This is a genomic window from Marinobacter sp. bablab_jr008 (genome assembly GCF_016464145.1).
Classification (GTDB): Bacteria; Pseudomonadota; Gammaproteobacteria; order Pseudomonadales; family Oleiphilaceae; genus Marinobacter; species Marinobacter nauticus.
Genome location: NZ_JACDWW010000068.1, coordinates 26,873 through 40,412 on the forward strand (window position 1 = coordinate 26,873; position 13,540 = coordinate 40,412).

Annotated in this window: 13 protein-coding genes and 1 other RNA gene; 6 read left to right on the top strand and 8 right to left on the bottom strand. The window is 56.4% G+C overall.

Annotation, left to right across the window (positions count from 1 at the left end; genetic code table 11):
- Positions 1-61: 61 nt before the first annotated feature.
- Both dnaK and grpE read right to left on the bottom strand, forming a co-directional pair.
- Positions 62-1,987, bottom strand: coding sequence for a molecular chaperone DnaK (gene dnaK / locus JIF53_RS13040; RefSeq protein WP_023011656.1), 1,926 nt, complete (start codon positions 1,985-1,987; stop codon positions 62-64).
- A gap of 93 nt (positions 1,988-2,080) precedes the next feature.
- Positions 2,081-2,689: a nucleotide exchange factor GrpE gene (gene grpE / locus JIF53_RS13045; protein WP_031211578.1), complete on the bottom strand. Its 609-nt coding sequence runs from the start codon at positions 2,687-2,689 to the stop codon at positions 2,081-2,083.
- Positions 2,690-2,949: 260 nt separating this feature from the next.
- On the opposite strand from grpE, the gene recN reads away from it, so the two are divergent.
- Positions 2,950-4,629: a DNA repair protein RecN gene (gene recN, locus JIF53_RS13050; protein WP_199452722.1), complete on the top strand. Its 1,680-nt coding sequence runs from the start codon at positions 2,950-2,952 to the stop codon at positions 4,627-4,629.
- A gap of 53 nt (positions 4,630-4,682) precedes the next feature.
- On the opposite strand, the gene fur is transcribed toward recN, so the two are convergent.
- Positions 4,683-5,102 (bottom strand): ferric iron uptake transcriptional regulator, encoded by a 420-nt coding sequence (gene fur, locus JIF53_RS13055; RefSeq protein ID WP_014422607.1) that lies wholly within the window; start codon positions 5,100-5,102, stop codon positions 4,683-4,685.
- A 122-nt stretch (positions 5,103-5,224) separates the two neighbouring features.
- Here fur and JIF53_RS13060 point away from each other — a divergent pair, with 122 nt between their 5' ends.
- Positions 5,225-5,557 carry an outer membrane protein assembly factor BamE gene (locus tag JIF53_RS13060; protein ID WP_022991272.1) on the top strand — a complete coding sequence of 111 codons (333 nt, stop codon included), beginning with the start codon at positions 5,225-5,227 and terminating at the stop codon, positions 5,555-5,557.
- 270 nt (positions 5,558-5,827) lie between these two features.
- Here the strand turns inward: JIF53_RS13060 and JIF53_RS13065 are convergent, their stop codons facing one another.
- Genes JIF53_RS13065 through JIF53_RS13075 form a run of 3 tightly spaced genes read right to left on the bottom strand, consistent with a single transcriptional unit; the run spans position 5,828 to position 8,190 of the window.
- Complete coding sequence (locus JIF53_RS13065) at positions 5,828-6,106, bottom strand: RnfH family protein (protein WP_199452724.1); 279 nt, start codon at positions 6,104-6,106, stop codon at positions 5,828-5,830.
- Positions 6,106-6,552 (bottom strand): type II toxin-antitoxin system RatA family toxin, encoded by a 447-nt coding sequence (locus JIF53_RS13070; RefSeq protein WP_199452726.1) that lies wholly within the window; start codon positions 6,550-6,552, stop codon positions 6,106-6,108. Before JIF53_RS13070 ends, JIF53_RS13065 begins: the two co-directional genes overlap by 1 nt.
- A gap of 51 nt (positions 6,553-6,603) precedes the next feature.
- The gene (locus JIF53_RS13075) at positions 6,604-8,190 is read right to left on the bottom strand and encodes a sodium-dependent transporter (RefSeq protein WP_199452728.1); all 1,587 of its coding nucleotides are present in this window, start codon (positions 8,188-8,190) and stop codon (positions 6,604-6,606) included.
- Positions 8,191-8,369: 179 nt separating this feature from the next.
- Here JIF53_RS13075 and smpB point away from each other — a divergent pair, with 179 nt between their 5' ends.
- From smpB to ssrA, 3 genes are all read left to right on the top strand, one after another.
- Positions 8,370-8,852 (top strand): SsrA-binding protein SmpB, encoded by a 483-nt coding sequence (smpB, locus tag JIF53_RS13080; protein ID WP_011786782.1) that lies wholly within the window; start codon positions 8,370-8,372, stop codon positions 8,850-8,852.
- Positions 8,853-8,986: 134 nt separating this feature from the next.
- A complete protein-coding gene (locus JIF53_RS13085) occupies positions 8,987-10,405 on the top strand; it encodes a WS/DGAT/MGAT family O-acyltransferase (RefSeq protein WP_199452730.1) in 1,419 nt (472 codons plus the stop codon).
- 94 nt (positions 10,406-10,499) lie between these two features.
- Positions 10,500-10,865: a transfer-messenger RNA gene (gene ssrA / locus JIF53_RS13090) on the top strand.
- 174 nt (positions 10,866-11,039) lie between these two features.
- On the opposite strand, the gene JIF53_RS13095 is transcribed toward ssrA, so the two are convergent.
- Together JIF53_RS13095 and JIF53_RS13100 are read right to left on the bottom strand one after the other, a co-directional pair.
- The gene (locus tag JIF53_RS13095; RefSeq protein ID WP_199452732.1) at positions 11,040-11,714 is read right to left on the bottom strand and encodes an SOS response-associated peptidase; all 675 of its coding nucleotides are present in this window, start codon (positions 11,712-11,714) and stop codon (positions 11,040-11,042) included.
- A 67-nt stretch (positions 11,715-11,781) separates the two neighbouring features.
- The gene (locus JIF53_RS13100) at positions 11,782-12,453 is read right to left on the bottom strand and encodes a hypothetical protein (RefSeq protein ID WP_199452734.1); all 672 of its coding nucleotides are present in this window, start codon (positions 12,451-12,453) and stop codon (positions 11,782-11,784) included.
- Positions 12,454-12,783: 330 nt separating this feature from the next.
- On the opposite strand from JIF53_RS13100, the gene JIF53_RS13105 reads away from it, so the two are divergent.
- A complete protein-coding gene (locus JIF53_RS13105) occupies positions 12,784-13,380 on the top strand; it encodes an exopolysaccharide biosynthesis protein (protein WP_199452736.1) in 597 nt (198 codons plus the stop codon).
- The last annotated feature ends 160 nt before the right edge of the window (positions 13,381-13,540 follow it).

The following is a 13,540-nucleotide window of genomic DNA, read 5'->3' on the forward strand; positions in this document are numbered from 1 at the left end:
TTATAACGAGGAAAACGCGAGCCCGGCCCGCGTTTCCCCAACTACTTGATGTACTTCGGAATTACTTCTTGTCGTCGTCTTTGACTTCCTCGAACTCGGCATCGACGGCGTCGTCAGCACTCTTTGCCTGACCTTCCTCCTGGCCACCGGCCTGCTGAGCCTGGTCGGCCTGATCCGCGTACATCTTCTGAGCCAGCTCAGAGGACACTTCGGTCAGCTTCTGAGTCTTGGCTTCGATCGCTTCCTTGTCAGAACCCTCGAGGGCCTCTTCCAGATCCTTGATGGCGGCCTCGATGGACTCCTTCTCGCTGTCGGAGACCTTGTCACCGGCTTCACTCAAGGTCTTGCGCACGGCGTGTACCATGGCATCACCCTGGTTACGGGCCTGGACAAGCTCCTCGAACTTGCGATCTTCCTCGGCATTGGCCTCGGCATCGCGAACCATCTTCTCGATCTCGTCATCGTTCAGACCAGAAGAGGCCTTGATCACGATGGACTGTTCCTTGCCGGTCGCCTTGTCTTTGGCAGACACGTTCAGGATACCGTTGGCATCAATATCGAAGGTTACTTCGATCTGCGGCACACCGCGCGGTGCCGGCGGAATGTCGGCCAGATCGAAACGACCCAGAGACTTGTTCTGTGCCGCCTGCTTACGCTCACCCTGAACCACATGAATGGTCACTGCAGTCTGGTTGTCATCCGCTGTAGAGAAGGTCTGCGATTTCTTGGTCGGAATCGTGGTGTTCTTCTCGATCAGCGGAGTGGCCACGCCACCCATGGTTTCGATACCCAGGGTCAGCGGGGTTACGTCCAGCAGCAGTACGTCTTTCACGTCGCCAGACAGTACCGCGCCCTGAATCGCTGCACCCATGGCGACGGCCTCGTCCGGGTTCACGTCTTTACGCGGCTCTTTGCCGAAGAACTCTTTTACTTTCTCCTGCACCAGCGGCATACGGGTCTGACCACCGACCAGAATAACCTCGTCGATTTCACCGGCCTTCATGCCCGCATCCTGAAGAGCCACCTTACAGGGCTCCAGACTGCGCTGAACCAGGTCTTCCACCAGCGATTCCAGCTTGGCACGGGTCAGCTTCACGTTCATGTGCTTGGGACCAGACGCATCTGCAGTGATGTACGGCAGGTTTACGTCGGTCTGCTGGCTGCTGGACAGCTCGATCTTGGCCTTCTCCGCCGCTTCTTTCAGACGCTGCATGGCCAGAGAGTCGCCGCGAAGATCGATGCCGCTGTCTTTCTTGAACTGGTCGGCCAGGTATTCAATCACTTTCAGGTCGAAATCTTCACCGCCCAGGAAGGTGTCACCGTTGGTGGCCAGCACTTCGAACTGGTGCTCGCCGTCTACGTCCGCAATTTCGATGATGGACAGATCGAAAGTACCACCACCCAGGTCGTACACAGCAACAGTACGATCACCGCTCTTCTTGTCCAGGCCATAAGCCAGGGCCGCAGCAGTTGGCTCGTTGATGATCCGCTTCACTTCCAGACCAGCAATCTTGCCAGCATCTTTGGTCGCCTGGCGCTGGCTGTCATTGAAGTACGCAGGCACGGTGATCACCGCTTCGGTTACCTTTTCACCCAGGTAGTCTTCTGCAGTCTTCTTCATTTTCTTCAGAACTTCTGCAGACACCTGCGGCGGCGCCATTTTCTGACCCTTTACCTCAACCCAGGCGTCACCGTTGTCTGCCTTGGCGATTTTATAGGGCACCATCTTGATGTCTTTCTGAACCACGTCATCTTCAAAACGACGACCAATCAGACGCTTGATGGCGTACAGAGTGTTGTGCGGGTTGGTCACCGCCTGACGCTTGGCCGACTGGCCAACCAGAGTCTCGTTGTCATCGGTGTAGGCGATGATGGACGGGGTGGTGCGATCACCCTCTGCGTTTTCAATTACCTTTACCTTGTCGCCATCCATGATGGCCACACAGGAGTTTGTGGTTCCCAGGTCGATACCAATAATCTTGCTCATCGAATCACTCCAAATCTTTCTGAATGCTGTTCCGGAGAATGCCTACCCCGGCCTTTGCTGTTTAATCGCTATATTGGCGCTCCGCTCGACTTTTCAAGCCTGCTCGTCGATTTTTGGCGCATCTTCTGCCTTGGCCACTACGACCATCGCCGGACGAACTACCCGGCCATTAAGCAGATAACCTTTCTGCACAACCGCAACCACGCTGTTAGGCTCGGCATCCGGCGCCGGCACCATGGACATGGCTTCGTGCTGCTGCGGATCGAACGGCTCACCCACCGGGTTGAGCTGTTCAACGTTGAATTTCTTCAGGCTGTTCATGAACAGCGTCAGGGTCATTTCCACACCTTCGCGAATGGACGCAACCAGCTCGCCTGCGTTTTCGTGACCCTCGGTGCTTTCGACCGCCTTCTCCAGACTGTCGGCCACCGGCAACAGCTCTTTCACAAACTTCTCGAGCGCAAACTTGTGAGCTTTTTCCACATCAATCTCGGCCCGGCGACGGACATTCTGCATCTCCGCCTGTGCCCGCAAGGCCTGCTCCTGGTACTCCTGCAGTTTCTGCTGCAGCACATCCAGCTCGGAGCCCTGCTCCGGTGACTGCTCGGCATCCTGGTTACCTGCAGCCTGCTCTTCCGCCGCAGCTTCTGCTGCCTCGTTGCGTTCTTCTACCTGTTCGTTGCGCTTTTCGTCAGCACTCATGACAACTCCTGATAACGTTTTCACGGCCACGGAGGCCTGCAGAAATAACCACTCCCGCTTGTGCAGAAAGCAGGAAAGAATCGCTTTGCGAACCGATATGGGGCCCGCTTCCCGGGTTTCAACCGTCACCCACGCAATCTTTGATGTTTTCATCATTTCCTGTTTGCAAACCGGAAAAACCCTGTATATATTCACAGCAACTGTATGAACGAACAGTGGTCAGAGTTATTACTTGCTCAAGAACGAGCGGAGGTTGCGGCATGCTCACACAACTCACGGTATCGAACTACGCCATTGCAGAAAGGGTTGAACTCCAGTTCAACCGCGGTATGACAGCCCTGACTGGGGAAACCGGCGCCGGCAAGTCGATTGTGCTTGATGCCCTTGGCCTGGCCATGGGAGGCCGGGCCGATGCCGGCGCTGTTCGCCATGGCGCCAAGCGTGCCGACATTACCGCCAGCTTCGATATATCCCGCATCCCCGAAGCCCGGTCCTGGCTGGACAGCCATGAGCTGGACGACAAGGACGATTGCATCCTGCGCCGGACCATCAGCAAGGACGGCCGCTCCAAGGCATTCATTAATGGCCAGCCCTGCCCGCTGTCACAATTGAAAGAACTGGGCGGCCTGCTGATGGATATCCACAGTCAGCACCAGCATCAATCCCTGCTGCGTAAGGAAACCCACCGAAAGCTGCTGGACGAGTTCGCCGGCGCGGAAAGCCTGGCCGACGAAACCCGATCTGCATGGAAAGCCTGGCACCAGACGCGTCAGAAACTACAGCAACGCCAGCACAATGCTGATGAGGCCGAGGCCCGTTTACAGCTGCTGCGCTATCAGGTGGAAGAGCTGGACAGGTTGGCGCTGGGCGAGGACGAACAGACAACCCTGGAAACCGAACAGGCACAGCTCAGCCAGGCGGACGCCGTACTTCACAGCAGCCACCAGGCCGCCCTGCTATGCACTGAAGATGAGGTTTCGGCCGCAGACCTGGTGCGCCAGGCACTGCACCAACTGGAGCAACTGCCGGTTGATGTCCCGGCACTGACCGACACCATCCAGATGCTGAACGAAGCACAGATTCAGATTTCAGAAGCCGGCGACAACCTGCGCCGCTTCGTAGACGACTACGAAGCCGACCCGGTCCGACTGAACGAAGTGGAAGAACGGCTCAGCGCCATTTATCAGATGGCGCGCAAACACCGGATCACCCCGGAGGAGTTACCGGAATTGCATCAACGCCTGAGCCAGGAGCTGGCCGAACTGGATGGCGGCGAAGGCAGCCTGGAACAACTTCAGGCCGAGCTGGAAAACCTGCGGGCACGGTTTGACGCCCTGGCCACCAAGCTGACAGAAACACGCCGGAATGCCGCCATGGAGCTCGACCAGCGAATCGCCCGGGAGTTGGCACAATTGAGCATGCCATCGGTGCAGTTTGTCAGTCACCTGAGCCGGAACAGTGATGACGAACCTGCCCCTCACGGCATGGAAGAGGTGGAATTCCTGGTGAGTGCCAACCCGGGCCAACCCGCCCGATCGTTGGCCAAGGTGGCTTCCGGCGGTGAACTTTCCCGCATAAGCCTGGCCATTCAGGTGGTTGTGGCACAAACCTCCACCACACCAACTTTGGTGTTCGATGAGGTGGATGTCGGCATCGGTGGCGGCACCGCGGAGGTCGTAGGCCGCCTGCTGAGAGCACTCGGCGAGAATGGCCAGGTACTGTGCGTCACGCACCTGCCGCAGGTGGCGGCCCAGTGCCATCAGCATTTGTTCGTCAGCAAATTTACCGAGAAAGACGCGACCTATTCACGCATCGAATCCCTGGATGACCAGGGCCGGATCAGCGAAGTCGCAAGGATGCTTGGCGGAGTGGACATGACAGAACAGACCATAGCTCATGCCCGGGAGATGTTTGTAAAGGGCCAGGCAACCCATCACTAATCCCCCTCTCGTTTCGGAGAGCTTCTGGGCCAGCCTTGTCGCTGGCCCTTTTTTTACTTCTTATCGGACTTCAGTGGCTTCACGTAAAGGATCAGGCTGTGATCGACAATCTCATAGCCGTGCTCTGCCGCAATCTTCTGCTGGCGCTCCTCGATGACCTCATCGACGAACTCAACAACTTCGCCAGTCTGAGTGCAAACCATGTGGTCGTGATGATCATCACCGGCCATCTCGAACACCGCGTGACCGCCTTCGAAATTATGACGCAACACGAGGCCTGCAGCTTCGAACTGGGTCAGCACCCGGTAGACTGTCGCCAGGCCCACGTCATCGCCCTGGTCCAGCAGCTTTTTATAAACGTCTTCAGCACTCAGGTGATGTTCTTCAGCATTCTCAAGGATATTGAAGATCTTGACCCTTGGCAGAGTAACCTTCAGACCGACTTTTCGTAATTCGGCGTTTTCAGATGACATGTTACCATTCGCTCTTTGGTGTGCCTCACGGCTTCCGGTATGATGAAGCCGCAGTACGACGGATGACCCGTTTCACACCTGCTCAACGCAGGCGAATTCAAGATAGAGGATTTCCCCCGGCGATGCAAAAGCTCCCCGCTATCGTTCTTATTAGCATTTTATCCTTGTCCGGCTGTGTTTTTCCGGGCGTTTACAAAATCAATGTCCAGCAGGGCAACATTGTCACCGATGAGGAGCTGACGGAACTGTCCGAGGGCATGCCCAGAAGTCAGGTTCACGCGCTGCTGGGAAGCCCGTTGATGCTGAACCCCGTCGACCCGTCCCGGGAATACTATGTTTACACCTTTCAGCGCCGGGGCAACGAGATCGAAGAACAGCGCATCATCGTTTACTACGAGAATGATCAGCTGAGCCACTACGAAGCCCAGCTTCTGGAAGAAACACCAGCCTACTAGTGTCCCGTCTGGCTAATTCCTTAACCTACTGAGCTTCTGAAAAACCGAAGAGCTAGGCGTGCTGGTGAAGGTTTGGTGGTTCCAAATCGAGCCAGCAGAACGACGTTCTTCGGTTTTTCAGAAGCTCCCGGAGGGCTTGTCTCTGAGGACTCTGAGCCCTGTGTTGCCAGTCCTTGATGTGGAACCACCACATCTGCAGACTGGCGCCTTGGTCAGAGTCCTCAGAGGCAAGCAGTAGATTAAGGAATTAGCCAGACGGGACACTAGCGCTTACGCTTTCTTTTTAGCCCGGTTCAGGCGCGCCTGCTTGGGATCAATCTTGAGCGGGCGATACAGCTCCACCCGGTCGCCTTCTCTCAGAACATGCTCGGCCGGGGTTTTTACCACCTTGCCAAACACCCCCATATCGATAGTGTCCGCATCGATCTCCGGAAAGATCTCCGCAATCTTCGAGAGCTTCACCGCTTCAAGGGCGGTGGTACCCGGAGGTACCACCACGGGCACGATCTGCTGCTTGTCCGGGCGGGCATAGGCTACTTCCACTTCCATTACATGATTCCTCCGCGATACACCTCGTCTGCCCGACGACAGAAAGCATCCACCATGGTGTTGGCCGCCTGATTAAATACCGGGCCAAAGGTCATTCGTGAAAGCGAGCCGGAAAACTCGAATTCCAGCGTCAGAATCACTTTGCAGGCATTATCGTCCAGAGCCCGAAAGTGCCAGCGACCCGTGAGGTTCCTGAGCGGCCCATCCACCAGCTTCATTTCAATGGTCTCTGGCATCAGCAACTGGTTGCGCGTGGTCAGCCGATGGCGAACGCCCCCTTTGGCGATATCCAGTGAGGCCATGATTTCAGCATCGTTCTGTTCATGGATTTCTGCCCCGGCACACCAGGGCAAGAACTCAGGGTAACGGGCAATGTCGTTGACCAGATGAAACATACGCTCCGCCGAGTGCATGACCAATGCGGTCTTGTCGATCTGATGTGGCATGTAAACCGGATTTCCTGCATTTCGAACGTCGTTACAGCCCTGCCGGACTGGTCAGACACTATGATAAAGGATATCGCCCTCTTTGGGGGTGTTTTCGTCAGGTTCAGGTTGTCCGTTCTCCGCTGGCAGCAAGGCCTCTTCAGGCGTTTGCGGAGGTACATCCTCCTGAACCTGGCTGTCTTCAGGGGCCCCATCCTGCGCCTCGGTAGACGCCGGCGCCTCCTGACACCAGATAGCCGCACTGCCGTTGTCACACAGATTGCCGAGTGAAAAAAGCGTGTACTGCAACCCGATCCAGGCTGCCACAACTGGCAGGACCAGGCGCATAACCCAGAACCAGATTCTCCGGAACACAACCGGCGCATTGCCCAGAATGGTTGCCGCGAAGCGCCGGGTGATGCACCAGCCGGCAAATGTGGCAATGAGAATCGCAACCGCCGGTATCACAATGCCCCCGGCGACCAGTTCCAGCCATCGGAATACGGTGGCACCGCCCATGCGGTAGTCAGCCCACAGATTGAAGGAGAACAAGGAAGCCAGCCCGGCGAACCAGACGGCAAGCCCCACAATGACGGCAGACCAGCCCCGGGGCGCCCCTGTCCACTCCCGGAACCATCCCACCACCGGTTCGAGAAGCGACAACCCCGTCGCCCATACAATCAGCACCACCAGCAGGAAAACCGACGCGATCACCACCTGACTGTAGGGTAAGTCTGATAGCGCAACCGGCAGGGAAACAAAAAGCAGGCTGAAACCCCGCTCACCCTCAAGGCTGCTACCGTCCGCTGCAACTGAAAACATCATCAATCCGGCCATGATGGCGACCAGGGTGTCCATCAACACTACAGCGAGTATCGAGCGCTTCAGGCGGGTATGGCTGGTGGAATAGGCGCCAAATATTGCCCACACCCCCATTCCGAGACCCAAGGTATAAAAAGCATGGAAGAACGCTGCCTTGAGACTGGCCGCTGTTACCTGTTCAGGCCGCATCACCAGAACGTGTTCCACCCCGGACTGCAAACTCCCCTGCATGGCCGCCAGCCCGAACAGCACCAGCATCAGCAGCAGGGTGCAGGGCACGATCATGCGCATCGACCGCTCCAGCCCCTTGACCACCCCTCGGGCCGACACCGCAACCACAAGAATCACGAAGAACACGTGCCAGGCCATAAACTGCCGATAGTGACCCGGGTCCGACACCAACTCCGACAGTACGGCAGTTGCTGACGCCGCCGAAGCGCCCTCGAAGCGGTCAGCAGCCCCAAAAAAGATGTAGGCCAACACAATACCGCCAAATACGGCCGTGAAAGAGAGCACCACGAAGGCCGCAATAATGCTCAACGGCCCTGCCAACCGCCAGAACGGTGAGCAACCAGCGTTTTTCACCATGCCGTCCATGGCCAGCACAATCCCATGCCGGGCATGACGGCCAATCACAGCCTCCGTCACCATCAGCGGCAAGGTAACAATCAGCAGACAGGCCAGGTACAGCAAGATAAACAAGCCGCCGCCGTGGATACTGGCCAGATAGGGAAACTGCCACAGATTGGCCAGGCCGACCGTGGCACCCACAGAAGCCCAGAAAAAGGTGGATTTTCGGGTAAACGACCCTATTGACGTCTGGTACTTGCGCAGCATTACTTCCCCAGGCAGTGACGAGCGCATCATTGTAGCCGAAGCAAGCCAGCAGGAACGACACTAAACCCGAGCCAGACGGCGAATCCGTGACCCTTCTTGCACTCCTGCGCTACAATGCGCGCTTTGCTGGCGTACCGACAAGACCAGCATCGTCATTCTTCCGATCCCGGACAGGATTCATGAGCAAGAAGAAAGCAAACGCCCCAACCAGCAACACCATCGCCCTGAACAAGAAGGCGAAGCACGAATACCATATTGAGGAGCGCTTCGAGGCTGGCCTGGCCCTGCTTGGCTGGGAAGTGAAGTCGTTGCGTGCCGGTAAGGCACAACTGGTTGACGCCTATGTACTGCTGAAGGACGGCGAGGCCTGGCTGTTGGGCTCCCACATCACGCCTCTGAACACCGCCTCTACCCATGTGATTGCGGACCCGACCCGCACCCGCAAACTGCTGCTGCACGCCAAGGAAATCGCCAAGATTGTCGGCCAGGTGAATCAGGCGGGTTACACCTGCATTCCCCTCGCCCTGTACTGGAAAAAGAACAAGGTAAAATGTGAGATCGCCCTGGTGAAGGGTAAGAAGCTGTTCGACAAACGCGCTACCGAAAAAGAGCGTGACTGGAACCGCCAGAAACAGCGCATCATGCGCGAGGCCAACACCTGACACCAAAACTGTGCCGCATATGCACCCTCTTTGCTGATTTCAAAAAGCCTCCTATACTTTTAGGCCTTTCGTCAGTTGGCCCCGATGGCAGTACCAGGCGGCCCGGACTCCGGTACAGAGCATAGGGAGGGCTTATGTCAGCAAAACGGACGGCCATGACCTCGGTCGATCGCTCCTGGTTACGCATGGATACCCCGGAAAATCCCATGATGATTTCCGCGGTACTGGCCTTTGAACAACCCATTCCACTCAAGCGACTCAAGCGCACCCTGGAAGAACGTTTCCTGAAATTCCGGCGCTTTCGGCAACGCATCGTTGACAAAGGTGACAAGGTCTACTGGGAAGACGACCCCCTGTTCGATCTGGACAACCACCTGCACACCATCGCTCTGCCGGGAAACGCCGGCAAGCGAGAGCTTCAGGCCCTGGCCAGTGATTTCAACAGCACCGCTCTCGATTTCCGCCGGCCACTCTGGCAAATACACTACATCGACAACTATGAGAACGGCTGCGCCCTGTTAATCAGGATTCACCACTGTATTGCCGATGGCATTTCACTGGTGCGGGTACTGCTTTCCCTGACCGATCGCACTCCTGAACCCAAGCTCGAGCGCGTTGCACACCCAAAGCTAACCGCAAAACCCAACGGCACACCCGCCAGCCGGTTCCTGCACCGGATTGTGGACAGCACTCAGGCGGCCTGGGGACAGGCCAACCTGTTCGTTGATTCCATCCGCAAAGAGCCTGACTACCCGCTGAAGCTGGCCACCACTGCCGGCGGTATTGTTATGGACCTGGCCAAGCTGGGGCTCGCCCCCTTCGAGCCGAAAACCAGCCTGAAAAGCCCACTGCTGGGCCGCAAACAGGTGGCCTGGGCCGAACCTCTTGAACTGGAAACCGTGAAACAGTGCGCCAGGACACTGGGCGGGACCGTCAACGACGTTTTACTGTGTGCCGCCACCGGTGCACTGAGCCGGCATTTTACGGAGCACGGCCAGAGTATTCCGGACTGCGGCATTCGGGTTGCCGTTCCTTTCAACCTGAGGCCACTGGACCAGCCCATCGAAACCCTCGGCAATCAGTTTGGCCTGGTGCTGGTGTGCCTGCCTGTTGAGGTAACGGATCCGATCATGTGTTTCCGCCAGGTTCAGGAAAACATGAACCGGCTCAAACGGTCATACCAAGCCCAGGTAACCTATAGCCTGCTGGACCTGTTTGGCCGCGGCCCGGACATTCTCGAACGCCGGGCACTGGACCTGCTCAGCAACAAGGCCTCAGCAGTTCTGACCAACGTTCCCGGACCACGCCATGCGGTTTACCTGGCGGGCAGCAAACTGGTTCAACCCATGTTCTGGGTGCCCCAGAGCGGCAACATAGGTATAGGCATGAGCATTTTCAGTTACGCCGGCACGGTACAGTTCGGCATAACCGTCGACAAAGGCATCAAAGCCGACCCGGGCGCAGTAATGGATTATTTCCGTGACAGCTTCGAGAACCTGCATCAGGCTGCACTCGCGAAAGCTGGCGCCGGCGGTTTTCGCCAGGCCTCCTAGGCTCACCAGAGCCAGCGGTAGGTACAAATAGTAACGCCGTTACACAAAGAAGCCTTGAAGTCTGGCAATCCGGACACATATACTGAAACAACAAGGGGACGACTTGGCTTCGACGCCGGTGACAAACCCTTGGGTGCATGCCGAGATGGCAGCGAATCTCGTAAATCCAAAGCTGCAACGTAATAGTCGCAAACGACGAAAACTACGCACTGGCGGCGTAAGCCGTTCCAGTCGTCCTGGCTGAGGCGCCTATAACTCAGTAGCAACATCCCAGGACGTCATCGCTTATAGGCTGCTCCGTTCACCAGAGCTCACTGGTGTTCGGCTAAGATTAAAGAGCTCGCCTCTTGCACCCTGACCTTCGGGTCGCTTGAGGTTAAATCAATAGAAGGACACTAAGCATGTAGACCTCAAGGCCTAGTGCTGGCGGACGCGGGTTCAATTCCCGCCGTCTCCACCACCTTGCAAGAGAAAAGCCTCTGATTTCAGGGGCTTTTTTCGTTTCTCTCCCACTAAAAAGAAAAGGGATGTCCACCAAAAGAAAAAGTGTGCTTCGAAAGCTGTGGGATTCAAACTGCTAGCCAGAGTCTATCTCAGCAATAACTATCCCGGTCGGCCCTTTATATGCGGGTGATTAATCCGTTTCAATTCGTTCTGCCTGGCCGGTTTGCTCCAGGGCCGCAGGTGATCTTATGGGTTCTACCAGAAGTGGTTGCCGGATTCGGGTTTTGAGTAAGTCCTGGAATGGGTCTGTGTTGGTCAGGTTTGGGTCCAGCCACATGTCGAAGTCTTCCCGGTTGAGCATGAGCGGTATGCTTTTCGAGTGGATATGACTGAACCTGGGGTGTGGTGGCAGGGTGATGATAGTGAACGACGGTACCACTTCTTCCTGGAAGTCCCACAGTTCATACAGGCCGGCAAAGGCTATGGCGCTGTCGGCCGGGTGGATGTTGTAGCCCTGTTTGTGGCCTTTCTCGCCTGTCCATTCATGGAAGCCGCTGGCCGGTATGATGGCGCGCTGACTGTGAAACCGCTTCTTCCAGAGTGGGCTGGTGCCCAGGCTGCCCGATCGGTCGTTGAAGGTGCTGTACTTTGACGATGGGCGGTAGCCGGTGCCGTCTGGTTTCCGTTCTATGAGCAATGACCAGATGGCGTCCTGCAGGATGCGGCCCTGGTGGGTTTCATAGACGATCTGGGCTTTGGCTCCGGGGGCGATGTTAACGCGGGGCTCTATCCGGAGCGGGATGCCGAGTTCGTCCAGGAGGCCCTGGACTAAGGGGTCGTCGGATACGTTGCATCGGCCGCACATGGTGTTTGCGCCTCCTCAATGAATGTACCTACAGGTTTATAGTGAAGGCTACCCCACTACTGCAAGGTTATTTCCGCAGGCATTCCCAGGAGTATTTGTTGCTGACCTTTCGGCGCTCACCTCGCCAGTAGGTCATGTAGCTACCATCACCGCCAGACCTGAGTTTGGCATCATAGTAGTCGATCTTTTCCTGAAGCCTTTTGCAGTAGGCTTCGTGTTGACGATTGTCATTGTTTGCCTGTTGCGATTGCCTGGTGTTGCTCTGCTGGCTTGTGGTCTGACGCTGGGGAGCGGTAGCAAGGCTTATAACTCGGTTTACATCGCTTCCACTGAGCCTTTCGTACCTGTTGCAGGCCGCATCCCGGAAGCCTTTACTGCGGTCTGTACCGTCTTTCCGGTATTCGTTGTTCCAAAACCTGCAGGTGTTCAGTGTCGTCTGGATAGCATGGCGATCCGGTTTGTTATCTGTTGTTTTTGACGCTGGCTTTGGCTGCACGGGTGCGGGTTCTTGCGGTGACGGCGTGATGCCTATGGACGTCATACGTCTTACCCTTGGATCGTTCCATTCTTTGATCTGGGTTTGATGGTAGGCAGATACCAACGGCGATATGTCATAGCCCAGGTGGCGCATGAAGGCCTGGCCCTGGTCTGAGATCAGCATTGCAAATGCTATGGCAATGAAAGCGAGCGTTATCAGGTTGGCAACGAATACGGCGACGACTATTCCCAGGAACCTCAAAACCAACTCCTTTGATTAGGACAGCAGGGATAATCCAGAAAGGTAGCTTACTTAACGCTCATTGGCCATAGGTGTCAGCAGGTGTCCACAGAGTGTCGACGCAACTGCGGTTTTGAGTGGTTATGTGTGGAATGCCATTTTTGTAAGCGTCTGTTTTATGGGCTATTGTGGTTTTCTGTGGGCCAATAGACAGGTGCGGCATCGGGTTCAATTCCCGCCATCCCCACCACCTTGCAAGAGAAAAGCCCCTGATTTCAAGGGCTTTTTTCGTTTCTGGAATAACCCAATCCATGTAGCTCGCTCTCAGCACTCCGGAAAATGAGGCCATCCATGAACCAACCAAACGACCCGGAAAGCCTGACAGAGCTGGTCACCAGAATACGGGACCATACCCGGAATCAGGATCGGGTATCAGTCGGGGATCTGATGACCGCAGTGGGTGAGCGCTCTTTTGGCCCGCTGGTCCTGCTGGCCGGTCTGGTAACGGTGGCGCCGCTTATTGGCGACATTCCCGGCGTACCCACCTTGCTTGGTCTGCTGGTTCTGCTTACCCTGGGCCAGTTGCTGTTCCAGCGTCGCTCAGTCTGGATTCCCTCCCGTTTATCGAACCGCCATATTTCCAAACAGACACTGTTTAAAGGCCTGCAATGGGCAGACAAACCGGCGGCATTTGTCGATCGCTGGACCCGGCGGCGCTTGCCCTGGTTGGTTTCCGGGGCAGGCCAGTATCTGATGGCACTGATTTGCATGGCGGTGGCCGCTGCCATGCCGATGATGGAACTTATCCCCTTCAGTGCCAATGGCGGTGGCCTGGCGCTGATGGCGTTCGGGCTGTCCATTGTCGCCCGGGACGGGCTGCTGGCTCTGGTTGCCGTCGCCACCACCGGTGGCACCGGCTGGCTTGTGATCACCAACCTACCCTGGTAGCCGAACGGGCTGAAAACCTGTCACCATTTGATACAAAGCTGATAACGAATGGCTGCGTATAAAGCTGCTACTATTGCTACATAACCTTTTGATCGCTGGCACCTTGTTTTGTGGTCGTCAGTGCACGAATCATTACCGTGAGCTCCGGCAAGGAGCTTTT